The sequence below is a fragment of the Paucidesulfovibrio longus DSM 6739 genome (assembly GCF_000420485.1).
In the GTDB taxonomy this organism is placed as follows: domain Bacteria; phylum Desulfobacterota; class Desulfovibrionia; order Desulfovibrionales; family Desulfovibrionaceae; genus Paucidesulfovibrio; species Paucidesulfovibrio longus.
The window spans coordinates 159,082-185,665 of sequence record NZ_ATVA01000012.1; the positions used below are offsets into that span (position 1 = coordinate 159,082).

Annotated in this window: 27 protein-coding genes; 7 read left to right on the forward strand and 20 right to left on the reverse strand. The window is 64.6% G+C overall.

Features of this window, described 5'->3' with window-relative positions:
• Nucleotides 1–47: 47 nt before the first annotated feature.
• The gene (gene cobT, locus G452_RS0105360; RefSeq protein ID WP_022661239.1) at nucleotides 48–1,115 is read right to left on the reverse strand and encodes a nicotinate-nucleotide--dimethylbenzimidazole phosphoribosyltransferase; all 1,068 of its coding nucleotides are present in this window, start codon (nucleotides 1,113–1,115) and stop codon (nucleotides 48–50) included.
• 173 nt (nucleotides 1,116–1,288) lie between these two features.
• Between cobT and G452_RS0105365 the strand changes: the two genes are divergently transcribed.
• Nucleotides 1,289–2,119: a WcbI family polysaccharide biosynthesis putative acetyltransferase gene (locus G452_RS0105365; RefSeq protein ID WP_022661240.1), complete on the forward strand. Its 831-nt coding sequence runs from the start codon at nucleotides 1,289–1,291 to the stop codon at nucleotides 2,117–2,119.
• 108 nt (nucleotides 2,120–2,227) lie between these two features.
• On the opposite strand, the gene G452_RS0105370 is transcribed toward G452_RS0105365, so the two are convergent.
• Genes G452_RS0105370 through G452_RS0105385 form a run of 4 tightly spaced genes read right to left on the reverse strand, consistent with a single transcriptional unit; the run spans nucleotide 2,228 to nucleotide 4,512 of the window.
• Nucleotides 2,228–2,815 (reverse strand): hypothetical protein, encoded by a 588-nt coding sequence (locus G452_RS0105370; protein ID WP_022661241.1) that lies wholly within the window; start codon nucleotides 2,813–2,815, stop codon nucleotides 2,228–2,230.
• A complete protein-coding gene (gene thrB / locus G452_RS0105375; protein ID WP_022661242.1) occupies nucleotides 2,812–3,363 on the reverse strand; it encodes a homoserine kinase in 552 nt (183 codons plus the stop codon). The genes G452_RS0105370 and thrB overlap by 4 nt, the downstream gene beginning before the upstream one ends.
• A gap of 23 nt (nucleotides 3,364–3,386) precedes the next feature.
• Nucleotides 3,387–3,926: a bifunctional pyr operon transcriptional regulator/uracil phosphoribosyltransferase PyrR gene (gene pyrR / locus G452_RS0105380; RefSeq protein ID WP_022661243.1), complete on the reverse strand. Its 540-nt coding sequence runs from the start codon at nucleotides 3,924–3,926 to the stop codon at nucleotides 3,387–3,389.
• A 22-nt stretch (nucleotides 3,927–3,948) separates the two neighbouring features.
• Complete coding sequence (locus tag G452_RS0105385) at nucleotides 3,949–4,512, reverse strand: TetR/AcrR family transcriptional regulator (protein ID WP_022661244.1); 564 nt, start codon at nucleotides 4,510–4,512, stop codon at nucleotides 3,949–3,951.
• A gap of 182 nt (nucleotides 4,513–4,694) precedes the next feature.
• Here G452_RS0105385 and G452_RS21815 point away from each other — a divergent pair, with 182 nt between their 5' ends.
• Nucleotides 4,695–5,018, forward strand: coding sequence for an IscA/HesB family protein (locus G452_RS21815; protein WP_081650500.1), 324 nt, complete (start codon nucleotides 4,695–4,697; stop codon nucleotides 5,016–5,018).
• 100 nt (nucleotides 5,019–5,118) lie between these two features.
• Here G452_RS21815 and G452_RS0105400 read toward each other — a convergent pair whose 3' ends face one another.
• The 9 genes from G452_RS0105400 to G452_RS0105440 form a co-directional block, all read right to left on the reverse strand.
• Nucleotides 5,119–5,706 (reverse strand): DJ-1/PfpI family protein, encoded by a 588-nt coding sequence (locus G452_RS0105400; RefSeq protein ID WP_022661245.1) that lies wholly within the window; start codon nucleotides 5,704–5,706, stop codon nucleotides 5,119–5,121.
• Between the two features lie 171 nt (nucleotides 5,707–5,877).
• On the reverse strand, nucleotides 5,878–7,119 hold the full coding sequence (locus tag G452_RS0105405; protein ID WP_022661246.1) for a phenylacetate--CoA ligase family protein: 1,242 nt from the start codon (nucleotides 7,117–7,119) through the stop codon (nucleotides 5,878–5,880).
• Nucleotides 7,120–7,383: 264 nt separating this feature from the next.
• The gene (locus G452_RS0105410) at nucleotides 7,384–8,184 is read right to left on the reverse strand and encodes an ABC transporter ATP-binding protein (RefSeq protein WP_162141288.1); all 801 of its coding nucleotides are present in this window, start codon (nucleotides 8,182–8,184) and stop codon (nucleotides 7,384–7,386) included.
• Between the two features lie 10 nt (nucleotides 8,185–8,194).
• Complete coding sequence (locus G452_RS0105415) at nucleotides 8,195–9,424, reverse strand: ABC transporter substrate-binding protein (protein ID WP_022661248.1); 1,230 nt, start codon at nucleotides 9,422–9,424, stop codon at nucleotides 8,195–8,197.
• A 123-nt stretch (nucleotides 9,425–9,547) separates the two neighbouring features.
• Nucleotides 9,548–10,594: a branched-chain amino acid ABC transporter permease gene (locus tag G452_RS0105420; RefSeq protein WP_022661249.1), complete on the reverse strand. Its 1,047-nt coding sequence runs from the start codon at nucleotides 10,592–10,594 to the stop codon at nucleotides 9,548–9,550.
• On the reverse strand, nucleotides 10,595–11,482 hold the full coding sequence (locus G452_RS0105425; protein WP_022661250.1) for a branched-chain amino acid ABC transporter permease: 888 nt from the start codon (nucleotides 11,480–11,482) through the stop codon (nucleotides 10,595–10,597). It lies immediately after the preceding gene.
• Nucleotides 11,482–13,395: an AMP-binding protein gene (locus tag G452_RS0105430; RefSeq protein ID WP_022661251.1), complete on the reverse strand. Its 1,914-nt coding sequence runs from the start codon at nucleotides 13,393–13,395 to the stop codon at nucleotides 11,482–11,484. The genes G452_RS0105425 and G452_RS0105430 overlap by 1 nt, the downstream gene beginning before the upstream one ends.
• Before the next feature lie 2 nt (nucleotides 13,396–13,397).
• Entirely contained in the window at nucleotides 13,398–14,201 is an 804-nt protein-coding gene (locus G452_RS0105435; RefSeq protein WP_022661252.1) for an ABC transporter ATP-binding protein, read from the reverse strand.
• Nucleotides 14,189–14,845 (reverse strand): CBS domain-containing protein, encoded by a 657-nt coding sequence (locus G452_RS0105440; protein ID WP_022661253.1) that lies wholly within the window; start codon nucleotides 14,843–14,845, stop codon nucleotides 14,189–14,191. The genes G452_RS0105435 and G452_RS0105440 overlap by 13 nt, the downstream gene beginning before the upstream one ends.
• A gap of 385 nt (nucleotides 14,846–15,230) precedes the next feature.
• Between G452_RS0105440 and G452_RS21650 the strand changes: the two genes are divergently transcribed.
• The gene (locus G452_RS21650; protein ID WP_022661254.1) at nucleotides 15,231–15,623 is read left to right on the forward strand and encodes a hydrogenase maturation nickel metallochaperone HypA; all 393 of its coding nucleotides are present in this window, start codon (nucleotides 15,231–15,233) and stop codon (nucleotides 15,621–15,623) included.
• Between the two features lie 91 nt (nucleotides 15,624–15,714).
• A complete protein-coding gene (hypB, locus tag G452_RS0105450; protein WP_022661255.1) occupies nucleotides 15,715–16,368 on the forward strand; it encodes a hydrogenase nickel incorporation protein HypB in 654 nt (217 codons plus the stop codon).
• Nucleotides 16,369–16,449: 81 nt separating this feature from the next.
• On the opposite strand, the gene G452_RS21940 is transcribed toward hypB, so the two are convergent.
• Both G452_RS21940 and G452_RS0105455 read right to left on the reverse strand, forming a co-directional pair.
• Complete coding sequence (locus G452_RS21940; RefSeq protein ID WP_081650502.1) at nucleotides 16,450–16,812, reverse strand: type II toxin-antitoxin system PemK/MazF family toxin; 363 nt, start codon at nucleotides 16,810–16,812, stop codon at nucleotides 16,450–16,452.
• The gene (locus tag G452_RS0105455; RefSeq protein WP_022661256.1) at nucleotides 16,767–17,333 is read right to left on the reverse strand and encodes a hypothetical protein; all 567 of its coding nucleotides are present in this window, start codon (nucleotides 17,331–17,333) and stop codon (nucleotides 16,767–16,769) included. The genes G452_RS21940 and G452_RS0105455 overlap by 46 nt, the downstream gene beginning before the upstream one ends.
• 353 nt (nucleotides 17,334–17,686) lie before the next feature.
• Here G452_RS0105455 and G452_RS0105460 point away from each other — a divergent pair, with 353 nt between their 5' ends.
• The 3 genes from G452_RS0105460 to G452_RS0105475 all read left to right on the forward strand — a co-directional run bounded on the left by G452_RS0105460 (nucleotide 17,687) and on the right by G452_RS0105475 (nucleotide 21,397).
• The gene (locus tag G452_RS0105460) at nucleotides 17,687–19,021 is read left to right on the forward strand and encodes a sigma-54 interaction domain-containing protein (protein ID WP_022661257.1); all 1,335 of its coding nucleotides are present in this window, start codon (nucleotides 17,687–17,689) and stop codon (nucleotides 19,019–19,021) included.
• Nucleotides 19,022–19,192: 171 nt separating this feature from the next.
• Nucleotides 19,193–20,017 carry a NifB/NifX family molybdenum-iron cluster-binding protein gene (locus tag G452_RS21910; RefSeq protein WP_327077702.1) on the forward strand — a complete coding sequence of 275 codons (825 nt, stop codon included), beginning with the start codon at nucleotides 19,193–19,195 and terminating at the stop codon, nucleotides 20,015–20,017.
• Between the two features lie 123 nt (nucleotides 20,018–20,140).
• Nucleotides 20,141–21,397: an iron-sulfur cluster carrier protein MrpORP gene (locus tag G452_RS0105475; protein WP_022661258.1), complete on the forward strand. Its 1,257-nt coding sequence runs from the start codon at nucleotides 20,141–20,143 to the stop codon at nucleotides 21,395–21,397.
• A gap of 87 nt (nucleotides 21,398–21,484) precedes the next feature.
• Here the strand turns inward: G452_RS0105475 and G452_RS18190 are convergent, their stop codons facing one another.
• The 4 genes from G452_RS18190 to G452_RS0105495 all read right to left on the reverse strand — a co-directional run bounded on the left by G452_RS18190 (nucleotide 21,485) and on the right by G452_RS0105495 (nucleotide 26,569).
• Nucleotides 21,485–22,129, reverse strand: a complete 645-nt coding sequence (locus tag G452_RS18190; RefSeq protein WP_022661259.1) for an HD-GYP domain-containing protein — start codon at nucleotides 22,127–22,129, stop codon at nucleotides 21,485–21,487.
• Nucleotides 22,130–22,378: 249 nt separating this feature from the next.
• Nucleotides 22,379–24,544 (reverse strand): amylo-alpha-1,6-glucosidase, encoded by a 2,166-nt coding sequence (locus tag G452_RS0105485; RefSeq protein ID WP_022661260.1) that lies wholly within the window; start codon nucleotides 24,542–24,544, stop codon nucleotides 22,379–22,381.
• Nucleotides 24,487–25,593, reverse strand: coding sequence for a glycosyltransferase family 4 protein (locus tag G452_RS0105490; protein ID WP_022661261.1), 1,107 nt, complete (start codon nucleotides 25,591–25,593; stop codon nucleotides 24,487–24,489). Before G452_RS0105490 ends, G452_RS0105485 begins: the two co-directional genes overlap by 58 nt.
• Nucleotides 25,594–25,894: 301 nt before the next feature.
• Nucleotides 25,895–26,569 carry a DUF47 domain-containing protein gene (locus G452_RS0105495; RefSeq protein WP_022661262.1) on the reverse strand — a complete coding sequence of 225 codons (675 nt, stop codon included), beginning with the start codon at nucleotides 26,567–26,569 and terminating at the stop codon, nucleotides 25,895–25,897.
• Nucleotides 26,570–26,584: the final 15 nt, after the last annotated feature.

The following is a 26,584-nucleotide window of genomic DNA, read 5'->3' on the forward strand; positions in this document are numbered from 1 at the left end:
TCGAGATTTCGGCCGGGCGGCTTCGTTTTCCGCGTCGGATTCGGACGCTACTCGCCCTCGGAAACGCCCGCTTCGGCAAATGTCGCCATTTTGTTGAAGATGTCCGCTGCCGAGCGGAGCAGGAACAGGGCGCAGGCCGCGCCCGTGCCTTCGCCGAGCCGGAATCCCAGATCCAGCAACGGCGAAAGACCCATGCCGGCCACGGCGGACTTGTGGCCCAGTTCGGCGGAAGCATGGCTGAGCACGGCGTATTCGGCCACATGCGGGCAGATTTTCCAGGCGGCGGCATAGGCCGCGGTGGAAATGAAGCCGTCCACCAGGATCATCTGGCGGTTTTTGGCCGCGCCGAGCACGAGGCCCGCCAGAGTCGCGATTTCATAGCCGCCGAGGGCCGCGAGAACGGCAAAGGGGTCGCCGCCTGCCACGACTTCGGCATTGGCGGCCAGGGCGCGTTCGATGACGGCGATTTTGCGGCGCACGCCTTCCTTGCCGAGGCCCGCGCCCGGTCCGGTGATCTGTTCGGGCGGAAGGCCGAGATAGGCGCAGTAGAGCGCGGTGGAGGGCGTGGTGTTGCCGATGCCCATGTCCCCCGTGAGCAGGGTGCGGACGCCGTCCGCCTGGGCGCGGTCCGCCAGCTCGACGCCCAGGAGCAGGGCGCGCTCGCAGTCCGCTTCGCTCATGGCCGGTCCCTGGGCGATGTTCGCCGTGCCCTGGCCGATCCGTTTCTGGATCAGCTGCGGATGAGGCTCGAAGAGATCGCCGGCCACGCCCGCGTTGACCACGAAAAGCTCCGCCCCGACCGTGCCCGCGAGCACGTTGATGCCCGCGCCGCCCGCCAGGAAGTTGAGCACCATCTGGCGGGTGACCTCCACGGGAAAGGCGCTCACGCCCTCGGCGCAGACGCCGTGGTCCCCGGCCACGGTGTAGATTCGGGCCGGGTCTGCCTGGGGGGCTGCGCCCCCGCTGGCCATGTACATTTTCAGGGCCAGCTCTTCGAGTCTGCCGAGGCTGCCCTGGGGCTTGGTCAGGCTGTCGAGGCGGGCCTGGCCCGGAGCGCGCAGGGCCGGGTCCACAGGCGCGATGCGCCCGATCAACTGCTTGAAATCGTCCGTCATGTCGTGATTCTCCTGGGGATTGTTGTGGCGGATATGTACACCCGCCGCAGGCCGAATGCAAACTCGCGCCTGGCGCTGCAACCTCAATCCTTCGCAATGATTGAACAACGCTTGCTGCGCTCCGCCGGGCGCGGGCGGTTGAGTCCCTGGCCCCGGCTGTGCTAGGAGGCGGCATGGCCCCGAAAAAACTCTGCATCGTGCACGCCAATTGCCAGGGCGAGCCTCTGGCCGATTTTCTGCGCCGCGTACCCGGATTCGGCGACGAGCACGAGGTCCGGCTCTACACCAACTACATCCGCGAACCCATTCCGGACGACGAGCTGGCGCGCTGCGACGTGTTTCTCTACCAGCACCTGGACGAGGGGCCGCGGTGGGGCGAACTGGCCTCGCCGAGGCTCCTGGCCAAGCTGCCGACCACCGCCAGGAGCCTTGCGGTTCCGAGCATGTTTTTTCGCGGGTATTGGCCTTTCTGGCAGGGCGGGGAAAAATTCGGGTTCGCGGACGAGGTGCTGGAGCGGCTGATCGCGGCCAAGCTGCCCAAGTCCGAGATCCTTCGCGTGTACCTGCGCGGCAACGTCGTTCCCGGAGCCGAGGTGGAGGAGCGGACCATGCGTTCCCTGGCCCACGAGCGCGCCAAGGAGGCGCGCACGCCCATCAAGTACGTGGACCTGATCCTGGAGCGGTTCCGGGAGGAAATGCTCTTCAATCAGGTCAACCATCCGGGCAGGCGGCTGCTTTGCCATGTGGGACGGGAGGTGCTGCGCCACCTGGATGCGGACGAGCCGGAGCAGGGCGTGGAGTCCTTCATGGGCGAGCTGTATCCGGACTTCCGCATGCCCATTCATCCGCGCGTGGCCGAGCACTGGGGGCTCGGCTTTGCGGACGAGTTCACCGAATATCCGGTTTTCGGCAAGGCCAAGACCTTTGCGCGCTACGCCGAGAATTACGTGGATGCGCGGCTGCTCGGCATCGACGATCTCATTTCCTATCTGCGGCTGCGCTGAACCGGCGCACGGGACGCGAAAAAAGGCCGGACCGCGTGCATATTCGCTGGTCCGGCCTTTTTCGCGCTCTGGGCCGCGTCCATGCGGGCGGCGTCCATGCGGACGGCGTCAGAATCTCGGCGGCCCGGCCACCAGCATTTCCGCCAGGGTCAGGTCCACGCGGGGAAGCTGGCGCAGCTTCGATCCCAGGTAGTCCATCTCCAGGCGGGCGAGGTCGCGGTACAGCGGGGTGCGGTCGAGCACGAAAACGTCGTCCACCTCGCGGGTCAGGGCCTGGGAGCGGAAGCAGCCCGCGAACTGCACGCGCTGGCCGTTGGGCTTGACGAGCACGTTGGGCACGCCGTGCATGCGGCAGATCATCAGCCGGTGCTCGTAGACGCCGCAGAGGCCGCCGTCGTTGAGCGGACACATGATCCTGGGCCGTTCTCCCGCGTCCAGGGCCTGCCGGGCCTGGGCCGCATAGTCCTCGGCGCGGGCGAGGTAGTCCTGCCGCCGCGCTTCGGGCAGCGCGTTCAGGCCGTGCCAGAGGTAGGCCCATTCCACGTAGGTATGGTGCTGAAAATAGCTGGTGCAGCAGTTGTCTTCGCAGTCGGCGCAGCTCAGCCCCACCCTGGTCGCGGCGTCGGCGTAGGCGTCGCCCATGCGCTTGTAGAGGGCCGCGAGTTTGCGGAAGGCGGCTTTGGAGGTCAGCTTCATGCCGCGCATCCCTTGCCCGGCAGGATGCCCTGCTCGGTTTCGAGCCAGCGGAGAATCTGCCGCACGGTTTCCTCGGGAGTGGGCTCGTCCGTGGCGAATTCCACGTCCGCGGCCGCCCTGTAGAGGGGCAGGCGTTCGGCGTGGAGTTCTTCCTTGGTCTTCTCGCCGATGGCCAGTCCCCTGTTCGGGGCGGCGGCCACGCGCGCGGCAAAGGTTTCGGGCTCCACGTGCAGGTGGACCACGGGGCCGATGGCCTTGATGCGGGCCACGGCGCGGGGGCCGTAGATCACGCTGCCGCCCGTGGAGACCACGCTGCGCTGCACGCCGAGGTTGGCGATCTGGTGTTCCTCCAGTTCCAGGAACTTGGGCAGGCCCACGCCGTCCAGCAGATCCTGGAGCGGCAGGCCGTAGTAGGCTTCGAGCAGCTTGTCCGTGTCCACGTGCGCCCAGCCCAGGGCCTCGGCCAGAAGGCGGCCCACGGTGGACTTGCCCGCCCCGGCGATGCCGATGAGGGTGACGCAGCGCGTTTCAGTATCGATATCAGGCACGATGTGCTCCGCGGGACGCGGGCCTAGGATTTGACCAGGCAGACCTTGTCTTCCTCATCTCGCTCCGCCACGCGCACGTCCACGTGTTCCTCGCCTTTGGTGACCACGCGCTTGCCCACGTAGTCGGCCTGGATGGGCAGCTCGCGCAGCCCGGCGCGGTCGATGAGCACCAGCAGTTCCACCCGCTTGGGGCGGCCGTAGTCGAGGAGCGCTTCCAGGGCGGCGCGGATGGTCCGTCCGGAGAAGAGCACGTCGTCCACGAGCACGATGCTGGCGCCTTCGATGTCGAAGGGAATCTCGGTGCAGTTGATGCTCGGCTGGATGTTCAGGGTGGTCCAGTCGTCCCTGTAGAGGTTGATGTCGAGTTTTCCCAGGGGAATGCGCCGACCCAGCGCCTTGTCCAGGCGGGTCTTGATGCGTTCGGCGAGATCGGCCCCGCGCCGCTGGATGCCCAGCAGCACGAGCCGCTCGTCGTCTCCGCGCCGCTCCGAAAGCTCGGAGGCGAGGCGTTCGAGCGTGCGCTCCATGCCCTTGTCGGAGAGAATCAGGCCGCATTCTTCCATGGCGTCTCCCTGGGGTTGGCTTCTAGAGATCCTTGATCAGGCTGCGGCGGATGAAGAGCACGGCCTCCGGGTCGAGGTCGCCCTCCATGTCCGGCCAGTAGACCTTGAGCTGCATCACGCCGAGCAGCATGGCCACGAGCACCTTGGCCGTGGGTTCCACGTTGACCTCGCGGATGACGCCCATTTTCATGGAGCGTTCCATGCAATCGGAAAAGAAATCGTTCATGCGTTCGATGACGGTGGTCATGGACTGCTTGGAGGGCGAGAGCAGCGCGTAGGAGCTGAGCACGATCTTGAGGTCCGCGAGATTGTCCGAGGCGAACTTGACGTGGCCCCGGAGGATGCGTTCGATGGTGCCGTGGTCGCCGTCCGTGATCAAGCGCAGGGTTTGCAGAAAAGCGGAATATTTGTCGTCCAGCTCCTGGAGAATGTGCAGGAGGATGTCCTCCTTGTTCTCGAAGTGGCGATAGATCGTGCCTTCCGATATGCCTGCGCGCTTGGCCAGCGCGGCCGTGGTGGTGCCGTGGTAGCCTATTTCGGAGATCATCGTGCGGGCGATGTCCAGAATCCTGTCTTTGGTCTTCATGACGGTTCGTTCCTTATGGTTGGCGGGAGGGAAGTAAGCCCCCGCCGCACGTCGAGGGCCAGAATTAGCGCACAAGGCATGGACGGTCAACCAGTGGAAAATCCGTATCGGCCCGCATCGTCATTGACAAACCCGATTCGAATCCTTACTTCACGGGTTCAACAGCTATAAGGAGGACTCCCATGATCGAAATCACCGCCGCTGCAAAGCAGCAGCTCGACAATTACTTCGAGGGCAAGGAAGTCCAGCCCATCCGGGTATACCTTGCTTCGGGCGGCTGAGCCGGCCCGAAACTCTCGCTGGCTCTGGATGAGCTGCACGACGACGACGAAAAGTTCGAGTCCCAGGGATTTGAAGTGGTGATCGAAAAATCCCTCTTCGCCAATACCGGGGACATCCGCATCGACATGACCTATTACGGCTTCACCGTGGATTCCCAGAATCCCGTGGGCGGTGGGGGCGGCTGCTCCGGCGGCTCCTGCTCCACCTCCGGATGCGGCCACTAGGCCCGACCGGAATAGCGAGAAGCTGAACAAAAAGGCGGCCTCCTTCGGGAAGCCGCCTTTTCTTATCTTCCGGGCCAGGAAGACCCGCAAGAGCCGTGGCCTACGGCTCGATGGTGGAGCCGAGCACCTTCAGGAACTTGGCCATCCATTCGGGGTGGGCGGGCCAGGCCGGGGCAGTGACCAGGTTTCCGTCCACGCAGGCGTTGGAAGCCGTGGCGTTGACCTCGCACCAGGTGCTGCCCGCGTCCACGACGTCGGGCATGACCGCGGGGTAGGCCGTGGAGGTCTTGCCCTTGAGCACGCCAGCGGAAACCAGGATCTGCGGGCCGTGGCAAATGGCGGCGATGGGCTTTTTGGCGGCGGCGATCTTCTGCACGATCTCGATGACCTTGGCGTTCAGGCGCAGATATTCGGGCGCGCGTCCGCCGGGGATGACCAGGGCGTCGTACTCGTCCGCATCGACCTTGTCGAAGTCCGCGTTGAGCAGGAAATTGTGGCCGGGCTTTTCCGAATAGGTCTGGTCGCCCTCGAAGTCGTGGATCGCGGTGCGCACGGTCTGTCCCGCTTTTTTGTCCGGGCAGACGGCGTGGACCTCGTGTCCGACCATGAGCAGCATCTGGAAGGGAACCATGACTTCGTAATCTTCCACGAAATCACCGACAAGCATGAGGATTTTCTTGGCAGCCATATGCTCTCCTTGAAGTTTTGCACGGTTGGCGGGTTGATTGAGAACCATACACCGATACGGGAGTATCATGTCAAGGCTGGCAGGTAATCACGAACGGGTGAAGATTTTACCAGCATGAAAAAAGGGCGGCTCCATGCGGGGCCGCCCTTTGCGTGTTTTCGATTCGCCCGTTCACTCGGCGTAGCTGCGGTCGTCCACGAGACGGGGCGCGTCCTCGTCCAGCTCGTCCACGGGCACGACGGCCGGGCGCAGCTTGCAGCGCGCCTGGAAGGCCTGGGCGAACTCCCCGTGGTCCAGTTCCGCGCCGGAGCGCAGCTTCAGTCGGCAGGTGAGCGTGTCCTTGCCTTTCGGGTTGCTGACCACCATCTGCCAGCATTCGATTTCCTCGAATTCGGCCATGACCACGCCCACCTGGGCCGGGTAGATGAACTGGCCCTTGACCTTGGCCGTGTCGTCGGCGCGTCCCAGCCAGCCCGCAAGGCGGCGGCTGGTGCGCCCGCATTCGCACGGCTCTTCCACGATGCGCGAGAGGTCGCCCGTGGCCAGCCGGATCAGCGGGTATTCGCCGGTAAAGGGCGTGACCACCACCTCGCCGGTTTCGCCGTCGGGCAGGGGCTCGCCCGTGGCCGGGTCGCAAATCTCCACATGGGCGCGGGAGGAAAGGTGCATGCCTTCGGCGTGTTCGCATTCGTAGGCGATGCAGCCCACGTCCGCCGTGCCGTAGCCCTGGCGCACGGTTGCGCCGAACATCTCCTCCACGGCGTGCCGCAGGGTGCTCGTGAGCTTTTCCGCAGCCACGAAGGCCACGCGCAGGGAAAAATCCGTTCTCGGGTCCAGGCCCTTGGCCTTGGCCTTTTCGCCGATGATGCGCAGGAAGCTGGCCATGCCCACGAAACCCGTGACCGGCAGACGGCGCATCAGGTCGATCTGCGTCTCGGTGTTGCCCGGCCCCGCCGGGATCACGGCGCAGCCGATGCAGCGCAGCGGCTCTTCCAGCATCAGGCCCGCCGGGGTCAGGTGGTAGGAAAAGGTCATCTGGACCACGTCGCGGGGTCGGAATCCCGCAGCGTAGAAGCCCTCGGCCCAGCCCCAGTAGTCCGCGTCCGCGCCTTCGGGGTCGAAGATCGGGCCGGGAGACTGATAGATGCGCCGCAGTTCGCCGATTTCCCGTGTGAGCATCCAGTCCAGGCCCTGCTCGGCCTGAAGCCCGATGATCTCCTTCTTGCGCAGCACGGGAATTCTGGAAAAGTCGTCCATGTGCCGGATGTCCTTTTCCGTGAGTCCGGCCGCGCCCATGCGGGCCTTGAATTCGTTGGAATACATCCAGGCCTTCTCAAGCAGGGTTTCCAGCGCAAGCCATTTGCGCTTGCGCCGCCGCGCTCGGGACTCGGTCTCCAGGTCGTGGTAGTACATGGCTCCCTCCGGGTATGATCGCGAGATTGCCGCAAACATACGCCAAAATCACTTCCGCGTATAGATGGGATGCAGCGGCGAAAGCGTGTCGCCGCGCCTTGGGCCGAGCCGCGTTTGCGCTTCGGCGCGTATTCTGTCGAGCGGCGGGAGCCGCGAGCGGTGAAAGTCTTTGGAGGGAGGCAGGGAGGGAACCTTTCTTCAGAAAGGTTCCCTCCCTGCCTTTTCCTTTTCTCTCTGCCTCTCTCTGCCGCTTCCTGCCTCGGCCTAGCCCAGCCAGCGCTTTCTGCGCCGGTAGTGCTTCACGTCGCGGTAGCTGCGCTTGTCGCCCTGCCCGCCCATGCCGAGGTAGAACTCCTGCACGTCCGGGTTCGTGAGCAGGTCGGCGGCCTTGCCGTCGAGCACGATGCGGCCGTTCTCCATGATGTAGCCGTGTCCGGCCACGGAGAGCGCGGCGCGGGCGTTCTGCTCCACGAGCAGCACGGTGACCTTTTCCTGCTCGTTGATCTGCCGGACGATGCCGAAGATCTCCTCCACGAGCAGGGGCGCGAGGCCCAGCGAAGGCTCGTCGAGCAGCAGCAGCCGAGGCCGGGCCATGACGGCGCGGCCGATGGCCAGCATCTGCTGCTCGCCGCCGGACATGTAGCCCGCGAGCTGCTTGCGGCGTTCCTTGAGGCGCGGGAAGTAGCCGTAGACCTTTTCCAGGCTCTCGGCGAACTCGCTGCGGGGCCGGGTGAAGGCTCCGCAGCGCAGGTTTTCCTCCACGCTGAGATCCTCGAAGATGCGCCGTCCTTCCATGACCTGGAACACGCCTCGCCGGACCACCTTCTCCGGCGCGAGCCCGTGGATGGGACTGCCGTCGTAGTGGATCGCGCCGTCCGTGACCTCCCCGTCCTCGGCGGCGAGCAGCCCGGAGACGGCCTTGAGCGTGGTGGACTTGCCCGCGCCGTTGGCGCCGAGCAGGGCGGTTATCTCCCCCTCCGGACAGGACAGGGAAAGCCCTTTGAGCACCAGGACCACGTCGTTGTAGACCACCTCGAGGTTTTCGACCCGCAATACGTCCACGATTTCCTCCGTCCTACATGCCGAGCCATTCGGGGCGGCGGTCGAGAATCTGCTCGGCCAGGAAGTGCAGCTTGCCGCCTTCGATGCGATAGAGGAACACGGCCATGTTCGGGCGGTGGTCCTCAGGAGTGTAGCTGATCTTGGGAGTCAGACCCATGGGGTCGAAGTCCTTGAGGGTTTCCAGCGAAGCCTTCAGCGATTCGCCGGTGATCTCGCCGTTCGCCGCCGCCAGCTTGAGCCCCTCGGCCATGACCAGCATGGAAGCGAAGCCGCGCACGAAGTGGGTCATCTTGGGCTGGTTGTCGGTGTACTTCTTGATGATTTCCATACCGGGCACGTCCTGCCCGTAGACAGCCGCAGCCTGGAGCGAAACAACGCCTTCGGCCGCCTCTCCGGCCAGCCGCACGAGGTCTTCGTCCGCGCCCCAGATGTCCACGAAGAAGGTGGGCGCGAAGCTGTTGGCCTTGGCCGCCTTGCAGATGGCTGCGGTGGATTTGGTGGTGCCGCCGATCCAGACGAAGTCCGGAGCGAGTTCCTTGAGCCGGATGATGGCCGGGTTGGCGTCCGCTTCCTTGGCACCGAGGGAGACGTTTTCCTCGCCCACGATCTCGAAGCCCAGCTCAACGGCGTATTCCTTGCCCGCCGGGATGGGGGTCTTGCCGTAGGGGTGGTCCGGATAGACGAAGGCCAGCTTGGGCGCGCCCTCGCCGGTCCAGTTGTCGCGGAAGTATTTCAGGGCCGCGCGCAGCTGGGTGGAGTAGTCTGCGGCGATGAAGAAGTTGTAGGGCGCCTGCTTCGGGTCCGTGAGGTCCGCGGAGTAGGAGGCCGAGAAGTTCGGGGTCTTGTCGCTGGCCACGGACTGCTTGAGATCCTGGGTCACGGCCGTGCCGAAGCCCTGGATGGCCACGACCTTCTCCTGGAACACGAAGCGGTTGTAGATGTCCTGGCCGCGTTCGGCCTTGTAGCCCGTGTCCTCCAGGAGCAGTTCCAGGGGACGCCCGGCAATGCCGCCGGAGTCGTTGAGGTACTGCACGCAGGCTTTGATGCCGTCGGCGTAGGGGTTGCCGACCTCGGAGGTGGGGCCGGAAAGGTCGATCATGGCCCCGATCTTGATCGGCATGACTTCAGCCGCTTTTTCCGCGGCGCTGGCGGCGGGTTTGTCCTCTCCGCCGCCGCAGGCGACGAGCAGGGTGGCAGCCGCGATCAGGGCGGCAAGGGCCGTCCGTTTGAAGATGGAACGCATAAGACGCCTCCTCTTGTTGGGGGTTGCGGCGAAGCTGTTTGGGCGGGACCGGTCGGGTCTTTCGCCCGCCGGGTCCGCCATGTTTGTTATCTCGGCCTTCGTCCTTGTGCGCCTTTGGCGCCGCTAGTGGGCGAAGGGGTAGAGTTTCCAGTAGGCCTTGACCAGGCGCCAGCGATGGGCCAGCCCTTCAGGCTCAAAGATGAGAAATAGGATGACCACGAGCCCGAACACGCCTTCCTTGAGCGCCGCGATCTGGCTGGTGATGTCCGGAAACACGCCGGAGAGCGAGCCCGCGGCCATGCCCAGACCCACGGGCAGCAGCGCGAGGAAGACGGCCCCCATGACCGCGCCGGAAATGGAACCGAGGCCGCCCACGATGATCATGGCCAGGTACGAGATGGACATGTCGATGGTGAAGTTGTCCAGGGAGACCTTCATGGTCCGGTGCACGAGCAGCGCCCCGGCCACGCCCGCCAGGAACGAGCTGACCGCGAAGGCGTAGAGCTTGAACCGGAACAGGCTGACTCCCGCGATTTCCGCGGAGAGGTGGTAGTCGCGGATGGCCACGAAGGCGCGGCCGAAGCGCGAGCGCATCAGGTTGGAGAGCAGGAGCAGCACCAGCACGGTGGCCGCCAGGAAAAGATAGTAGCGTTTTTCATGGGTGTCGAAGTCGAAGCCCAGGATGACCGGATGCTGGAGCAGGATGCCGGAGGAGCCGCCCGTGACCGCGTCCCAGTGCAGGAACACGAACTGGAGGATGAGCTGGGCCGCCAGGGTGGCGATGGCGAGGTAGATGCCCTTGAGCCGCAGGGAGGGGATGCCGAAGAACATGCCCACCACGGCGGCGCAAAGCCCGCCGAAGAGCACGCCCGGAATGAAAGGCACGCCCCGCGTGAGCGCGAAGGCCGCGCCGTAGGCCCCGACGCCCATGAACGCGGCGTGGCCCAGGCTGATCTGGCCGCACACGCCCGTGAGCAGGTTCAGGGAGGCGGCGGCCATGACCGAGATGAGCACCGTGTTCACGATGGTCACGTAGTAGGTGCCGACGTAGGCCGGGAGCAGGGCCAGGGCCAGGAGCAGCGCCGCGAGCCAGCCGCGCGAGGTCCAGGTGGCGAAGAGCTGTCGTTCGCCCGCATAGGTCGTGAAGTAAAGTCCGCATTTGCCCTGCATTTAGACCCTCTCGATCTCTTCGGTTCCGAACAGGCCGTAGGGCCGGATCATGAGAATGATCACCAGGACCACGAAGGCCGCCACTTCCTTGAAGCCGCCCAGGCCGAAAAGGTTCACGGCCAGTCCGTCGCAGACGTTTTCGATGACGCCGATCAAAAGGCCGCCCACGGCCGCGCCGAGCAGGCTGTCCAGCCCGCCGAGGATGACCGCCGGGAAGACCGCGAGGCCGAGGTGGCCCAGGTGCGGGTCGATGCCGTTGATGTTGCCGAGGATCAGCCCGCCGATGCTGCTGACCACGGCGGCGATGCACCAGGAGAGCGCGAAGATGTTCTTCACGCTGATGCCCATGGACTGGGCGGCCTGCTGGTCGTGGGCCGTAGCGCGCATGGCGATGCCCAGGCGGGAGTATTTGAAGAAGAGCGTGAACACGGCGAAGAGCAGGGCCGAGAGCGCCAGGGCCGCGATGTAGACCGGGGCCACGGGCAGGCCCGCGATGAATACGGGGTCCGTGGGCAGCACCTGCGGATAGACCTGGAGGTCGTGGCCCCAGACGAGCTGCACCAGGGAGCGCAGCACCGAGGAAAGGCCGATGGTGACCATGATCACGCTGATGCCCGACTCGCCGATGAGCGGCCGGAGCGCGAGGCGCTCGATGCACAGGCCGAGCAGCACGGAAAAGCCGAGGGTCAGCAGGAAGGACCAGAAGAAGGGGATGTGGAACTGCACGGTCAGCGAGAAGCAGATGTACGCGCCGACCATGACCAGCTCGCCCTGGGCGAAGTTGACCACCTTGGTGGCCTTGTAGATGATCACGAAGCCGAGGGCCACCAGCGAGTAGATGGAGCCGACCACGAGGCCGTTGATTACGAGTTGGAGATATTGTTCCATCAGGCGCTTTCCCCCGTGGTTGCTTCGATGCGGATCTCCCCGCACATGCTGCGCGAGCGTCCGTCCTGATACTTGATTTCCGTTTCCAGGCTCAGGGCGCAGGCGTCGGTGTAGAGCGCCTGGACCAGCGCGCCGTAGCGCTCGGAAATGACCCCCCGCCGGACCTTGCGCGTGCGCGTCAGCTCGCCGTCGTCCGCGTCCAGCTCCTTGAAGAGCAGGGCGAAGCGGCGGATGCGCATTTCACGGGGCAGCGTCCGGTTGATGGCCTCCACCTCGCCGCGCAGCAAGCCGTAGACGCTCTCCTTGGCCGCGAGATCCTGGTAGGTGGTGTAGGTGATCATTTTGGACTCGGCCCAGCGGCCCACGATGTCCATGTCGATGCAGAGGATCGCCGCGGTGTGTGGGCGGTCCTGGCCGAGAACCACGGCCTCGCGCACGTAGGGCGAGAATTTGAGCTTGTTTTCAAGGAATTGCGGGGAGAAGCGCGTGCCGTCCTCGAGCCGCATCACGTCCTTGAGCCGGTCGATGACCACGAGGCGGCCCAGCTCGTCGAAGTGCCCGGCGTCGCCGGAGCGCAGCCAGCCGTCCTCGACGGTCTCGGCGGTGGCGGCCTCGTTCTTGTAGTAGCCGAGGAAGACCGCCGGGCTTTTGGAAAGGATCTCCCCTTCCTCGCTGATGCGCAGCTCGGTTTCGTGGATGGGCCTGCCCACGGAATCGAAGTCCACCTCGCCGTCCCTGTGGATGCAGCTGATGCCCGCGATTTCGGTCTGGCCGTAAATCTGCTTCAGCCGCACGCCCAGCGCGTGGAAGAACTTGAAGGTATCCGGTCCCAGGGCCGCGCCGCCCGTGGTGGCCGAGCGCACGCGCGAAAAGCCGAGCCGGTCGCGCAGGGCGCGAAAGAGGCAGACGTCCGCCAGAAGCTTGCCGAGCCGCAGGCCGGGACCGGGCTTTTCGCCCCGGAAGAGGGCGTCTGCATAGCGGATGCCCACGGGCAGGAAGAGATTGTAGAGCGCGCGCTTGAGCCGCGTGGTTTCCATGATCCGGACCTGCACGGACGCGGCCATGTTTTCCCAGACGCGGGGCGGCGAAAAGATCAGGTGCGGTCCGATCTCGCGCATGTCGCCGCGTACGGTGTCCGGCTCTTCCGGAAAGTTCACGCAGAAGCCGAAAAGCAGGCTGGAGGCCACGGCCATCATCTGCTCGCCCATCCAGGCCAGGGGCAGGAAGGACACGAATTCGTCCGTGTGCCGCTTGGGGTCGGCCTTGCCCAGGTTCGCGGCCATGGCCAGCAGGTTCTTGTGGGAAAGCATGGCCAGCTTGGGGCGGCCCGTGGTGCCGGACGTGGTGGCGATGAGGCAGGCGTCGTCCGGGGAGAGGGCCTCGGTCCGCCGCCGGAAGCCCGCCAGCGGGTCGCTGTTTTCGCGGCCCAGGGCGCGCACCGCTTCGAAGGAGCGCAGTCCCGGCACTTCCTGCTCGTAGGCGGCCATGCCCTTGGGATCGTGGTAGATGATGTGTTCGAGACGGGGCAGGCCGGAGCGCATCTCCAGCACCTTGTCCACCTGCTCCTGGTCCTCGGCCACGACCAGGCGGGCCTCGGTGAGCTGGAAGACGTAGGCGACCTCCTCGGCGGCGGAGTCCTGGTACAGGCCCAGGGCCAGCCCGCCCAGGGACTGGATCGCCAGCTCGCCCCAGAGCCATTCGGGGCGGTTGTCGCCGATGAAGATGACGATGTCGCCCTTGCCGAAGCCCATGGCCGCAAGGCCCTCGGCGAATTCCGCGGCGATGAGGGCGTAGTCCGCCCAGGAGTAAGACTGCCAGACGCCCCACTGCTTTTCGCGCATGGCGTCGCGATGTGGACGCTCGCTCGCCTGTCCGAGCAGCAGGGCCGGAAGGGTGGTTTCGTAGTCGCGCATGCCTATCTCCCCGCGAAGGTGGCGTCCTGGGTGCCGAGGTAGGCGGCGATGACGCCCGCGTCCCGCTGCACCTCTTCGGGCCTGCCGGAGGCGAGCACCGACCCGAAGTCGAGCACCACCACGCGGTCCGAAATGTCCATGACCACGCCCATGTCGTGCTCCACGAGCAGGACCGTGGTTCCCCACTCCTCGCAGATGTCCAGGATGTAGCGGGCCATGTCTTCCGTCTCCTCCAGGTTCATGCCCGCCATGGGCTCGTCCAGCAGGATCAGGTCCGGCTCCGCGGCCAGGGCGCGTCCCAGTTCCACGCGCTTCTGCACGCCGTAGGGCAGCTTGCCCGCCGGGGTGTGGCGGTAGGGCGAGAGGCCGAGAAAGTCGATGACGTCTTCCACGCGGCGGCGGTGCTCGTCTTCGTGGCGGGAGCAGCGGCCCCAGTAGAGCAGGGCCGAGAACAGGCCGTACTTCATGCGGCTGTGGCGGCCGACCATGAGGTTGTCGAGCACGGAAAGGCCCCGGAAGAGCGCGATGTTCTGGAAGGTGCGGGAAAGTCCGCGAGCGGTGCGGGCGTGGGTCGGAACCCCGAGGAGCGGCCCGCCGTCGAGCAGGATTTCACCTTTGTCCGGGGTGTACCGGCCGCTGATGCAGTTGAGCATGCTGGTCTTCCCGGCTCCGTTCGGGCCGATGAGGGAGCAGATGCTCCCCCTCTCGACCTCGAAGCCCACGTCGACCAGCGCGGCGATGCCGCGAAAGGTGAGGGTGACGTCTTTTATTTCAAGCAGCGGTCGTTTGTCTTCTAATGTTGCCATTCGCTTTCAAAGTCCTTCGCCCTCACGATCCTGAATCCCCTGGCCGCGATGGCCGCCTCCACGGGCTTGGGATCGGGAGAGTCCACGCGAAGCACCACGATGCGCATGCCGTCGTGGTAGAAGGTCGCGGTCGAGATGATGCTCATGCCCATGTCCTTGATGACGCCGGATACCTCGTGCAGCACGCCGGTGCGGTCCTCCACCTCGAAGGTGATGCGGGAGCCGCCCTGGTTCATGCCCATCTCCTCGACGAACACGTCGAGCATGATGTTGCGGTTGATGTATCCTAGGAGTTCCCCGGCCTCATCGACCACGGCCAGCCCGGCCAGGTCGTCGTCGGACATGCGCTTGGCCGCGATCTCGATCTCCACGTCGGGGGAGATGACTTCGATGTTCGTGCGCATGATCTTGTCGATGGTCAGCTTGGAGAGCAGGTAGTTCAGCTCATGCCGATCCAGCGACGTCACCAGGCTGGGAAGCGCCCGCGCGATGTCGTTCTTGCGCACGTAGCCGACGAGCTTGTCGCCCTCCATCACCAGGAGCTTCCAGAGGCGGTTTTCCTCCAATAGCTTCTCGGCGTCCTTGACCAGGGTCTTCGGGGTGACGGTGACGAAGTTCTTGAGCATCTTGAGTCCGACGTACATGGCGTATCTCCTTGCGCGAGTCTGCAATGATCCGGTTATTGACTTCCCAGCGTGAGCGTGACCTCTTTTCAGTAAACGGCGTAAACCGACCCGTGAACGGCGTTCGCAGGGTCTCAATTCCTTATGAACCCGGAATTGCGTTATAAGTCAAGGGGGGGAGCGCTCCGAAGCCGGGCCGGGCAGGCTTGCGCGGGCCAGGATGCGAGGCGTGCCAACCTGTTTTGGCCGCGCCGAAAACCAGACGGATCGAAAGATTCTCCGGGCGCGCTCGAGCCTCGGCGGCGGACCTGGGATCTCGGTTCCGCATTCCCGCCCGGACAGGTTCCCGGCGCATTCGCCTTGCCGCGTCGCGGGTTTTGCGGTAAGCCCGTTTGCCATGCATGAAATGTCGCTCATAGAAAGCATCATGAATATTCTCGCGGACGAGCGGGACCGCAAAAGCCTCGGCAAAATCACCAAGGTCACGCTCCAGAACGGCCGGTTGGCCGGAGTGGTCACGGACTCGATCCTCTTCGCCTGGGAGGCCCTGACTCCGGGCACGCAGTTCGAAGGCTGCGACATCGTGGTCAACGATACGCCGCTCGTGCTGCGCTGCTTCTCCTGCCAAAAGGAATTCGAAGCCCAGAGCGCCATGCTCGCCGCCTGCCCGGCCTGCGGGCAGGAAATTGGCCACGCCGTGGTTTCGGGACGGGAATTCCTGATCGAAAACATCGAGGTCGAAGACTCGGACGAAGAATCCGACGAGGGCTCGAACAAGGACGCGGCCCGGCAAGAGTAGCCAGGCGCGGCGCGCCGCCCTGCCCAGGCCGGGCAGGCCGGAAATGCCGCCGACCAGACACCAAGCGGGCCGAGAGCCCGAGGAGGATACCATGGAAATTCCCGTCGTACGCAATGTGCTGGAGGCCAACGACCGCGTGGCCGACGAACTCAAGGCCCTCTTCGCCGAGAAGAAGATCCTCGTCCTGAACCTGATGAGCTCTCCGGGCGCGGGCAAGACCTCGCTGCTGGAGCGGACCCTCACGGACCTCAAGGGCGAGTTCAAGATGGCCGTCATCGAAGGCGACCTGCAAACCGTGAACGACGCGCGCCGCGTCGCGGCCACGGGCGCCCAGGCCGTGCAGGTCAATACCGAGGGCGGCTGCCATCTCGACTCCGCCCAGGTCAAGGAATCGCTCAAGTCCCTCGACCTCAAGGATCTCGACATCCTCTTCGTGGAAAACGTGGGCAACCTGGTCTGCCCCGCCGAATTCGAAGTGGGCGAGGATTACAAGATCACGCTGCTTTCCGTGACCGAAGGCGACGACAAGCCGGAAAAATACCCCCTGATGTTCCACATCTCCACCGTGATGCTGCTGAACAAGGTGGACCTTTTGCCCTACGTGGACTTCGACATGGAAGTGGCCAAAAAGCACGCCTCGGCCCTGAACAAGGATCTCATCGTGCTGCCGGTTTCCTGCCGCACGGGCGAGGGCCTGGAGCCGTGGTACGACTGGCTGCGCAAGGCCCGCGCCGCGAAGAAATAGACGTTTTTGCGTAAAGAGCGAATGAATCGCCCCCCTTCGGCATGGTCGGAGGGGGGCGATTTTTGTTTGGGCTTGGTGGGATTAATCTTCGAAAAGAGTTTTGATGGCCGCGCGGATTTCCGAAATCTTACGTGGTTCGAGCGTTCCGACTGCTCTTCTGATAAGAGAGTCTTCCGCGACGAGGAGTTTTGAAGGCAGGGCATAACTTGGTTCCAGGCGGAGCGAACCGGATGCGAAGTCCTGTTCCAGAATCTCGACTCCGGGAATGACATGGGGGCACTGCGAGGTGACGGCGCAAAGGATATTGTCGTCCCCTGGGACTCCGGAGACGACTATGGCTGGTCGGACTTTTGAACCGTTCTGATTGGTGAAGGGAAACGGGATGAGAACGACTTCACCTATTGCAAATGAGCCCACGCAGCGTCTTCCTCCGGGGTATCCCATATTTGGGCGAGAGACGGTCCAGAAGTCTCAAGGCAGAAGCGCGTAACCTCTCTATGTTCTTCCTGTTCCACCTGAACGGCATGCTTTTCGCCGCGATTCAGCTTCTCCCAGCGCGAAAGCAATTCCTCCAGGGACGTGCTTCCAGCGACGGAGGCGATCCAGATGGCCGTGTTGAGGTACCGCAAATTCATGTCATCTCCACGCACCGCATCCAGTGCGAGGGGGAGGGCTTCATTTACAAATCCTGCTGCGCGTAACGAGCACGCGTAGTTGAAAATGTAAAGGGCGTTGCCTTCGGAGATACGAATAGATCTCTGATGGAAATCCCGCATCTCGTCGAATTTCCCAGAAAAGCATGCCAGCATTCCCTGAACGCAAAGATATTTGGCAGGATCCACGGTTTTGAGCGTCTGGGCCATGGAGCGGTATTTGGCGATTTCAAATTCGCTCAGAGGGCCTTCGTGGTATCTGATTCTTAATTCATCAATGATGGTGGAGTGTTCAGGCAGAGGAGTTGTCATCTTCACCACTCCTTTTTTTGGGTGGGAGTTTCCCTGAATGGGAAAATACGTCCTAGTCGAGAATTTTGCAAGGCGCAAGCCGTTTCACAATCGCTCTGCGAGGCGCTTCCCTCCGATCCAAACGAGAAAGGCGACGCAGGAATCTCTCCGCGCCGCCTCCTTCTTCATCCTTGCGTTCCCCCCATTCTCATGGACTCCCGCATTTCCTCCCGCTAAGGTGGCAGAGAATCGTACTGCTTTGCCTTGCGCAAGTTGCCGGGGGCACTTATCTAGGTGCAAACGGGCAGACGCGAAAGCAGACAACGGGTTTGCCCCGCATGATGAAAACGGGCTCCCGGCCCGATGGAGCGCATATGCCTTTTCCCAAGAACCTGCCCTGCGAAGCCGTGCTCGACTCCCTGGCGGACGGCGTGTTCACGGTGGACCACGACTGGAACATCACCTACTTCAACAGTGCGGCGGCGCGCATCACGGGCACGAGCCAGGAGGACGCCCTGGGCGCGAAGTGTTGGGAGGTCTTGCGAAGCGGGCTTTGCGACGGGGATTGCGCCCTTGGCGAGTGCATCAAGGAGGGCGTGCAGGTGGTCAACCGGACCAAGTTCATCCTCCGTTCCGACGGGGAGAAGATTCCGGTGTCCATTTCGGCTTCGGCCCTGCATGACAACGAAGGCCGCCACATCGGCGGGGTGGAGACGTTCCGCGACCTGACAGAGATCCACCTCATGCGCAAGAAGGTCAGCGATCTTTACACCTTCGAGGACATCGTCGGCAAAAGCCAGGCCTTGACCAAGGTGTTTCAGATCATGCCGCAGATTTCCAAGAGCGAGGCCACGGTGCTTTTGCTCGGCGAGTCCGGCACGGGCAAGGAGCTTTTCGCCAGCGCGATCCACAACCTCAGCTCGCGGCGCAACGGACCGTTCGTGGCCGTGAACTGCGGAGCTCTGCCGGACACGCTGCTGGAGAGCGAGCTTTTCGGCTACAAGGCGGGCGCATTCACGGACGCCAAGAAGGACAAGCCGGGCCGTTTCGAGCTGGCTGCGGGCGGGACGATCTTTCTGGACGAAATCGGCGACTTGCCGGGCAAGCTCCAGGTCAAGCTGCTGCGCGTCTTGCAGGAGAAGTCCTTCGAGCCGCTGGGCGGCACCAAGACCGTGCCCACGGACGTGCGCATCGTGGCCGCCACCAACCGCAACCTGGAAGAGCGCGTGGCCGGCGGCGAGTTCCGCCAGGATCTCTTCTACCGCCTGAACGTGGTCACGCTGCGCCTGCCGCCCCTGCGCGAGCGCCGCGAGGATCTGCCCCTGCTCATCGACCACTTCATCCAGCGCCACAACGCGCTGCTCGGCCGCAACGTGGAGGGCGTCAGCGAGGACGTGCTTTCCATCTTCCTGCGCCACGACTTTCCCGGCAACGTGCGCGAGCTGGAAAACATCCTCGAATACGCCTTCATCCTCTGCCAGGAGGGCTTCATCCAGGTGGAGCACCTGCCGGAAAACCTCCAGCCGCATCGGCCGTCCGAAGAGAGCATCTACGAGCCGGGCGGCAGCCTGGAGGAGATCAAGTGCCGGGCGGTTCTGCGCGCGCTCAAGCGCAACCAGGGCCGGAAGATGGCCACCTGCCGCGAGCTGGGCATTTCCAAGGACACCCTGCGCCGCATGCTCGACCGCTGCCGCACGCTGGGCGCATAATTCGCCCTGGCCTCTTTCGGGCCGACTCATTTTGCAGCTTTTTGCGCCCGCGCTCTGCGGGCGTATTTGTTTTGCGCCGCGAAATCATTGCAAGATTCAATCGCGGCACGCGGGATGCTTTGCCTGTCCCAAACAGCGGCGCAGCCGCGCCAAGCCCGACGAGCCGGAAACATGATCGTATGCCTTGCCTGTTATCAGGACCGACTAGCCTCGGTTTTCGAGAACGCCAGCGAGTTCCGGCTCTACCGCGTCGACGACGAGAAGAATATTTACCCCGCGGGCCACGTATCCCTTCCCTCAAAGGACCCAACGGACAGGACATCCGCCATATTGGCCTGCGGGGTAAACCTTCTCGTCTGCGGCGGGGTTTGCGGCGGCGTGCGCAAGACCCTGGAATCCTCCGGCATGGACCTGCGTCCCTGGCTTCGCGGCGGGGTGGACGAGGTGCTGGAGGCGTTTCGCAAGGACGAGCTGGACCGGCTGTCCATGCCGGGCTGCCGATGCCGTCGCGGCGGTTTCGATGACGGGCGGGCCGATCCGGGACAATCCCAGAAAAGGCCGCCCGGACTGGGGCCGCGCTGCCGACGTTTTGCCGAGGGCATGGCTCGCGCCGCAACGGAAAAAGGAGAACAAAGCATGAAAGTAGCCATCAGCAGCGAGGGACCGGGCCTGGAGAGCAGGATGGACCCCCGGTTCGGCCGCGCAGCGGGATTTTTGCTCCACGACCTGGAAACAGGGACGACCGAATACGTGGACAACGAGCAGAACCTCAGCCTGCCGCAGGGCGCGGGCATCCAGTCGGCCCAGACCGTGGCGGGCGCGGGCGCGGCCGCGGTGATCACCGGGCACATGGGCCCCAAGGCTTTCCTGGCCCTGGAAAAGGGCGGCATCAAGGTCTACCTCGGAGCGCAGGGAAGCGCGGGGGAGAATCTCGAAGCCTACAAGGCGGGCAAGCTGGCCCCGGCGGACGGTCCGGACAAGGAAGGCCACTGGTAGACGCCGCGCAGGCCGATTCCGCGCGTTGACAATCGCGCTGCGGTGATTAGTTCAAGCAATCCGGGAAACGCCGCGCAAAGGCGCGGGCCGGACCTGCAATACACTTCAAGGGGAGAGAAGAACATGAGTGACGCTTGCGGCAGCTGCTCGTCCAACCAGGGCGCTGGCGGCTGTTCCGGTTGCGAGCCGGAAGACCAGAAACTGACGAAGACCCTTTCCCGCATCAAGCACAAGATCGTGGTCCTTTCCGGCAAGGGCGGCGTGGGCAAGTCCACCGTGGCCACGAACATCGCCGTGGGCCTGGCCCTGGCGGGCAAGCAGGTCGGCCTGCTCGACGTGGACGTGCACGGTCCCAGCATTCCCCGCCTGCTCAGCATGCAGGACAAGCAGCCCCACATCGGCCACGAGATCATCGAGCCCATTTCCTGGAGCAAGAACCTCTGGGTCATGTCCCTGGGCTTCATGCTGCCCAGCCGCGACGACGCGGTGATCTGGCGCGGCCCGGTCAAGATGGGCCTGATCAAGCAGTTCGTGCGCGACGTGGCCTGGGGCGACCTCGATTTCCTCATCGTGGACTGCCCCCCGGGCACGGGCGACGAGCCTCTTTCCGCGCTCCAGACCATCGGCCCGGAAGCCTACGCCGTGATCGTGACCACCCCCCAGGGCGTGGCCATCGACGACGTGCGCCGCTCCGTGACCTTCTGCCGCCAGGTGGGCAACCCCGTGCTGGGCATCGTGGAGAACATGTCCGGCTTCGCCTGCCCGGACTGCGGCAAGGTCTACAACATCTTCAATTCCGGCGGCGGCGAGGCCCTGGCCCGCGAGATGAACGTGCCCTTCCTGGGACGCATCCCCATCGAGCCGGAAGTGGCCCGTTCCGCGGACGAGGGCTTCCCCTACGTCAAGGTCGAGCACGACAGCCCGGCTGCCCAGGCGTTCAACCGGGTCATCAAGCCCATGCTCAAGATGGCCGACAGCCTTCAGGAAAAGCCCGCGAGCGAGCTGCCCACCCTGGAGCGGCTCGCCAAGGGCAACGGCTCCCTGCGCGTGGCCCTGCCCGTTGCCGAGGGCAAGCTCTGCCAGCACTTCGGCCATTGCCAGCAGTTCGCGGTCTACGACATCGACACCGCGACCAAGGGCGTTGTCGCGAGCACCAACGAAACCCCGCCGACGCATGAGCCGGGCGTGTTCCCCAAGTGGATCGCCGGGCTGAAGGTGGATCTCGTCCTTGCGGGCGGCATGGGCGCCAAGGCCCAGTCCCTGCTCAAGGAAGAGGGCGTGCAGGTGCTCGTGGGCGCGCCGTCCGTGGATCCGGAAGAGGTTCTCAAGAGCTGGCTGGAGGGAACCCTCCAGACCGGCGCCAATACCTGCGATCATTAGGAGTTACTACCCTCCTTCCTCGCTTGAAGGCCCGGCTTCCCCTTGCGGGAGGCCGGGCCGTTCTCGTCTGCGGATCGGGTCGGGCCGCTACTCGGCGAGCATTTCCATGAGCTGTCCGATCATGGGCGCGCAGCGCTCGAAGGCCGCCACCACCCCGGGGTCGAACTGGCTCCCGGAGCAGCGCAGGATTTCCTCCCTGGCCGAGGCAAAAGGCATGGCCGGACGGTAGGGCCGGTTCTGCATCATGGCCGAGAGGCTGTCGGCTACGGCGATGATGCGCGCCCCCAGGGGAATGGCCGCGCCCCGCAGTCCGTGCGGGTAGCCCTGGCCGTCGAAGCGTTCGTGGTGGTGCAGGATCATCTCGCGCACGCCGCAGTCGCAGAGCGCGCGCACGGGCCGGACGATGTCCGCGCCGATTTCCGGGTGCCGCTTGAGCAGGGTCCACTCCGCGGCGTCCAGGGGCCCGGGCTTGAAGAGCACCGCGTCCGGCAGGCCGATCTTGCCCACGTCGTGCAGGTGCGCGGCCACGTGGATCACGTCGGCCTGGCATCCGGGCAGCCCCAGGCGCAGGGCCAGGGCGTGGGCCACCTGGGCCACCTCCTCGGAATGCTGGCGCGTGTGGCGGTCGCGGGCGTCCACTGCCGCGCCCAGGGATTCGGCGAACTCGTGCAGGGCGCTGGTGACGATGCTCAGGGTTTTGGGGGCGGCGCAGGTCAGGCTTTCTTGAAACATGTCGATTCCTTTGCGGAGGTATTGGTTCGGGGCAGGCGAACGGACGGCGCGCGAAAGAGCCTCGCCTTGCGGACAACGGCACATTAATGAATTTGAGATTCATTTTCAATATAAAATTGCGGCAGAAAGCAGCCGCACCGACAGGCCGCTATTGGCGGCGTATCGCGACGTATCGCGACGTATCGCGACGCATCGCGACGCATCGCGGCGTATCGCGGCGCTGCGCGCGTGCCGGGCCGGGGCCGGCGGTCATTTGGTCAGGGTCAGCCCCACGTCGCCCTCGCGGTTTTCGATGCGCACGGAGACGTCCTTTTCGTGCCGCTCGAAGAGCAGGTCCAAGGTGCCGCTTCCGACCTTGAGGCCCTGGACGCGCACCGTGTCCAGGAATTCCGGGAGCACGGGACTGTTCAGGTAGACGCGCTTCTGGCCGCCGTGCACGGTCAGCCCCAGGCAGGCCTGGAGCAGGTAGATGGCCGCGGCCGAGGCCCAGGCCTGGGGGGAGCAGGCCACGGGGTAGAGCGTGGGACCGTCGCCCGGCCGCCGTTCGAAACCGCAGAGCAGTTCCGGCAGGCGGTGCAGGTCCACCTGCTGGCTGGTGTCGAACATCATCCGCAGGATTTCCGCCGCCTCGCTCTTGAAACCGTACTGGGCCATGCCGTGGGCGATCATGGCGTTGTCGTGGGGCCAGACCGAGCCGTTGTGGTAGCTCATGGGATTGTAGCGCGGCTGGCCCTCGGCGATGGTCCGCAGGCCCCAGCCGGAGTTGAACTCCCGGCCCATGAGCAGGCGGGTGACGCTTTCGGCCCTGCGCGGGGAAACGATGCCGGAAAAGAGGCAATGGCCCATGTTGGAGGAAAGCACGCGGCAGGGCCGCTTTTCGCCGTCCAGGGCCAAGACGTATCCTCCCATCCGATCGTCCCAGAAGGTCTTTTCGAAACGCTTGCGCAGCTCCCTGGCCTGGACGTGCAGCTGCATGGCCTGCTTGCGCATGCCCAGTTCCTCGGCCATGCGCGCGGCTTCGCTCTTGGCCATGTAGGCGTAGGCCTGGGCTTCCACGAGGGCAATGGGGCCTTTGGCAAGCTCCCCGTCCGCGTGGAACACGCTGTCCGCGGAATCCTTCCAGCCCTGGTTGGTCAGCCCGCGTTCGGTGCGGCGCTGGTATTCGAGAAAACCGTCCCCGTCCCGGTCGCCGTACCTGTCGATCCATTCCAGGCAGCGCTCGATGCACGGCCAGAGCTGGTGGAGATATTGCTGGTCGCCGCTGCGGCGCAGGTAGCGCCCGGCCAGGACCACGAACAGCGGGGTCGCGTCCACGCTGCCGTAATACTTGCCGTAGGGCAGTTCCCCGGTGTTGGCCATTTCCCCGAAGCGGACCTCGTGCAGGATCTTGCCCGGCTCCGCGTCCTGGCCGTCGTTGAAGTCCGTGGCCTGCCGCTCCGCGAGATAGTCGAGCACGCCGCGCGCCACTTCCGGGTTGAGCCAGAGCGTTTCCAGAGCCGTGATGATTCCGTCCCGGCCGAAGGGCGTGGAGTACCAGGGAATGCCCGCATAGGGGTAGAGCGCGCCGTTCTCCCGCGTGAGCAGCATGGCCAGGTCGGACACCGAGCGGCTGATCAGCTCGTTGAACTGCTCGTTGGAGGTGCGGATCACGCATTCGTGTTCGAAAATGTTCCACATCTCGTAGGACGCGGCCTCCCAGGCGGCGTCGCGGTCCGGCACGGCCCAGTCGCGCTTGGGCGTGCGGCAGAGCGTCGTGGCCAGAAATTCCTCGGAGCCGCGCGCGGGAATGCGCAGGACGAAATCGGCCTGCGCGTCCCCGACGCTTTCCGGGGCGTGGGAAAAGCGAATCTCCGTGCTGCGCGGGATGTTGTCCAGGCCGAGGTAGGGCAGGATCACCTCGCGTCCGTTGGTTTGGGCGTCGCCCGCCTGGCCCCGGCGTTCGCGCCGTTCGCCGCGCACCTCGAAGATGTCCGCGAAGTCGGCCTGATATTTGAGGGAAAAGCGGACGTCCAGGTCGGCGAGACCGTAGTTGGAAATGCGGTATTTTTCGTGGCAGACGCCCTCGTGCAGGAATTTGGCGCGCAATACGTGGATTGCGCCGCGCGGGATCATGCCGCCGTCTTCCAGGAGGATGTCCGGGTTGGTCAGGTCCACGGTCACGAGCATGTTGTCGCGGGTGACGTTGGAGCTGAGCAGCAGGGGGCGCACGCCCTCGATCTGGAACTCGAGGCTGGAAAGAAAGCGGGTGCCCTCGTGGTAGAGGCCCTGCTCGCTCAGGCCGATGGGCTGGATGTCGCCGAAGCGGTCGAACACGGCGAATGTGTTCGCGTACTTGACGACCCTGCGGCGATCGTCCGCTAGTGAGGACGTTGCGAGAACGTAGTATTCCCCGGCAACTTTGATGATCTCGTCCATTTCCCTCCTCCGGCGCGCTGCTGGCGCTGGCTCAGAATTCGTTCGTAGATGCGCAGGTAGTTCTCGGCCATGACCTCGCTGGTGAAGCGCCGCTCGAACTCGGCCCGGCAGCGCCGTCGGCTGAGCATGCCCAGGCAGCCCACCGCGTCCACGGCGCGGTCCACGTCGTCCACGATCCAGGCGCTGACGCCGTGGCGCAGCACTTCGGGCACGGAGCCGTTGGGAAAGGCGATCACGGGCGTGCCGCAGGCCAGGGCCTCGATCATGACCAGGCCGAACGGCTCGGGCCATTTTATGGGGAAGAGCAGCGCCGAGGCATTGCCGAGAAAGCCGCTTTTTTGCGAATCGTCGATCTCGCCCAGAAATTCCACCAGGGAATGCCGAAAGAGCGGACGGAGGATGTCCTCGTAGTAGTCGCGCTCGAAATCGTTGATCTTGGCCGCGATCTTCAGGGGCATGCGCGTCCTTTTGGCGATTTCCACGGCCTCCTCGATGCCCTTTTCCGGACTCAGGCGGCCCAGGAAGGCGAGGTAGCCTTCCGGTTTCGGCTCATACCGCAGGCTTTCCGGAGGCAGGCCGTGGTAGACGTTGCCCACCCAGTTCATTTGCGGCAGGGGGCGGCGCTGGGAGAAGGAGATGGAAGTAACGGGCAGTTCGCGGAATTCGCAGGCGATGGGCAGAAAGTCGGGCAGGTCGAGCCGCCAGTGAAAGGTGGTCAGACCGGCCACGTCGAGGCGGCGCAGCAGCGGGAAATGGATGTAGTCCACGTGGAAGTGGATGATGTCGTACTCGCGGGCGTCCTGGAAAAGCCGTTCCAGCATCAGGACGTGATGGACCACGGTGTTCTGGCATTCGGGATTCATGCGCAGGGCCTCGTCGCAGCAGGGGCGCAGGCGCGCGCTGGTCGTGCTGTCGCCGCTGGCGTAGAGCGTGACCTCGTGCCCCTTGCGGACCAGTTCCTCGGTGAGATTGTGCACCACGCGCTCGGTCCCGCCGTAGAGCTTCGGCGGTACGCTCTCGTGGAGCGGTGCGACCTGAGCGATTTTCATGTTCACCCCCCGTGTGAAAGAGCCGCTTTGGGCGGGCGCCGCTGCCCGGCTCGATGTGCCCGGACGCCGGGACAAGCGTTCGGAAGCCGGATAGCGGTTCGCGCCGCTGAAGCTGGATGGTTTCATAATATACAAGTCGGGTGAAAAAACAAGCGAAGGGACGATATTCTCAAGACGAACAAGGAACGGGAGAAGCGGATCCGGGCTTGCGGGAAAGCCGAAAAGGAAAAGCCGCCGGATTGTCCGGCGGCTTCGAGCCCGCGGGCGCATTCGGGGGCGGGACGCGCCCCCGGAAAGGACGCTAGCGCGCGATCATGGCCCGCAGGCCGTCCACGCAGCTGGAGCAGTTGTGGGACATCTCGCCCAGGCAGTCCACGAAGTGCACGAGCTGGTAGATGTCCTTGAAGTCCATGTCCGAGTTGTAGATCTTCCGCGTCAGGCTCTTGACCATCTCGCGGACCTCGGCGCGCACGTTGCGCACCTGGCGGTAGGTGTCCTTGGTGCCTTCGCGGTCGATGGAGCGGCCTTCCACGAGGTCGATGGTGGCCTTGAGCGCGGGGCCGAGCAGGGTTGCGGCGCGGTCCACGCCGTCGAGCAGGTTCACGAGATCCTTCTGGAAGGCGTGGGGCACGGCCAGGCGGCGCATGGCCAGCCATTCCAGGGCGTCCTCGGCGGAGTCGAGGATGTTGTCCTGCTTGTTCGTGTAGTTCAGGAAGAGCACCTTTTCCACGGCCATGAACAGCTGCCTGGGCAGATGGTTGCGGATGCGCCGCTTGATGGCGTCGGCCTCGCGCTCGACCTCGGCGATGCCTTCGGCCAGCTCTTCCATCTCCCGGCAGCTGCCGCCCGTGACGTAGCATTCCAGGGATTCGTTGATGATGTTGATGCACTCGCTGATCTTGTCGTAGTGCTCGACGAGTCCCTCCATGGGGGACTTCTTGGACAGCAGTCCGAAAAGCGGCAATCGCAGGGACATATGCTCTCTCCTTCT

What these genes read in the sequence shown, in the direction of transcription:
- G452_RS0105420 (WP_022661249.1), bottom strand. Translation starts at nt 10,594, where the DNA reads ATGCAGGGCAAATGCGGACTTTACTTCACGACCTATGCGGGCGAACGA.
- G452_RS0105435 (WP_022661252.1), bottom strand. Translation starts at nt 14,201, where the DNA reads ATGGCAACATTAGAAGACAAACGACCGCTGCTTGAAATAAAAGACGTC.
- G452_RS21940 (WP_081650502.1), bottom strand. Translation starts at nt 16,812, where the DNA reads ATGGGATACCCCGGAGGAAGACGCTGCGTGGGCTCATTTGCAATAGGT.
- hypB (WP_022661255.1), top strand. Translation starts at nt 15,715, where the DNA reads ATGGAAATTCCCGTCGTACGCAATGTGCTGGAGGCCAACGACCGCGTG.
- G452_RS0105490 (WP_022661261.1), bottom strand. Translation starts at nt 25,593, where the DNA reads ATGAAAATCGCTCAGGTCGCACCGCTCCACGAGAGCGTACCGCCGAAG.
- G452_RS18190 (WP_022661259.1), bottom strand. Translation starts at nt 22,129, where the DNA reads ATGTTTCAAGAAAGCCTGACCTGCGCCGCCCCCAAAACCCTGAGCATC.
- G452_RS0105495 (WP_022661262.1), bottom strand. Translation starts at nt 26,569, where the DNA reads ATGTCCCTGCGATTGCCGCTTTTCGGACTGCTGTCCAAGAAGTCCCCC.
- G452_RS0105460 (WP_022661257.1), top strand. Translation starts at nt 17,687, where the DNA reads ATGCCTTTTCCCAAGAACCTGCCCTGCGAAGCCGTGCTCGACTCCCTG.
- G452_RS0105475 (WP_022661258.1), top strand. Translation starts at nt 20,141, where the DNA reads ATGAGTGACGCTTGCGGCAGCTGCTCGTCCAACCAGGGCGCTGGCGGC.
- G452_RS0105425 (WP_022661250.1), bottom strand. Translation starts at nt 11,482, where the DNA reads ATGGAACAATATCTCCAACTCGTAATCAACGGCCTCGTGGTCGGCTCC.
- G452_RS0105385 (WP_022661244.1), bottom strand. Translation starts at nt 4,512, where the DNA reads ATGAAGACCAAAGACAGGATTCTGGACATCGCCCGCACGATGATCTCC.
- cobT (WP_022661239.1), bottom strand. Translation starts at nt 1,115, where the DNA reads ATGACGGACGATTTCAAGCAGTTGATCGGGCGCATCGCGCCTGTGGAC.
- G452_RS0105400 (WP_022661245.1), bottom strand. Translation starts at nt 5,706, where the DNA reads ATGGCTGCCAAGAAAATCCTCATGCTTGTCGGTGATTTCGTGGAAGAT.
- G452_RS0105405 (WP_022661246.1), bottom strand. Translation starts at nt 7,119, where the DNA reads ATGTACTACCACGACCTGGAGACCGAGTCCCGAGCGCGGCGGCGCAAG.
- G452_RS21650 (WP_022661254.1), top strand. Translation starts at nt 15,231, where the DNA reads ATGTCGCTCATAGAAAGCATCATGAATATTCTCGCGGACGAGCGGGAC.
- G452_RS0105485 (WP_022661260.1), bottom strand. Translation starts at nt 24,544, where the DNA reads ATGGACGAGATCATCAAAGTTGCCGGGGAATACTACGTTCTCGCAACG.
- G452_RS0105365 (WP_022661240.1), top strand. Translation starts at nt 1,289, where the DNA reads ATGGCCCCGAAAAAACTCTGCATCGTGCACGCCAATTGCCAGGGCGAG.
- G452_RS0105430 (WP_022661251.1), bottom strand. Translation starts at nt 13,395, where the DNA reads ATGCGCGACTACGAAACCACCCTTCCGGCCCTGCTGCTCGGACAGGCG.
- G452_RS21910 (WP_327077702.1), top strand. Translation starts at nt 19,193, where the DNA reads ATGATCGTATGCCTTGCCTGTTATCAGGACCGACTAGCCTCGGTTTTC.
- G452_RS0105415 (WP_022661248.1), bottom strand. Translation starts at nt 9,424, where the DNA reads ATGCGTTCCATCTTCAAACGGACGGCCCTTGCCGCCCTGATCGCGGCT.
- pyrR (WP_022661243.1), bottom strand. Translation starts at nt 3,926, where the DNA reads ATGGAAGAATGCGGCCTGATTCTCTCCGACAAGGGCATGGAGCGCACG.
- G452_RS0105455 (WP_022661256.1), bottom strand. Translation starts at nt 17,333, where the DNA reads ATGACAACTCCTCTGCCTGAACACTCCACCATCATTGATGAATTAAGA.
- G452_RS0105370 (WP_022661241.1), bottom strand. Translation starts at nt 2,815, where the DNA reads ATGAAGCTGACCTCCAAAGCCGCCTTCCGCAAACTCGCGGCCCTCTAC.
- G452_RS0105440 (WP_022661253.1), bottom strand. Translation starts at nt 14,845, where the DNA reads ATGTACGTCGGACTCAAGATGCTCAAGAACTTCGTCACCGTCACCCCG.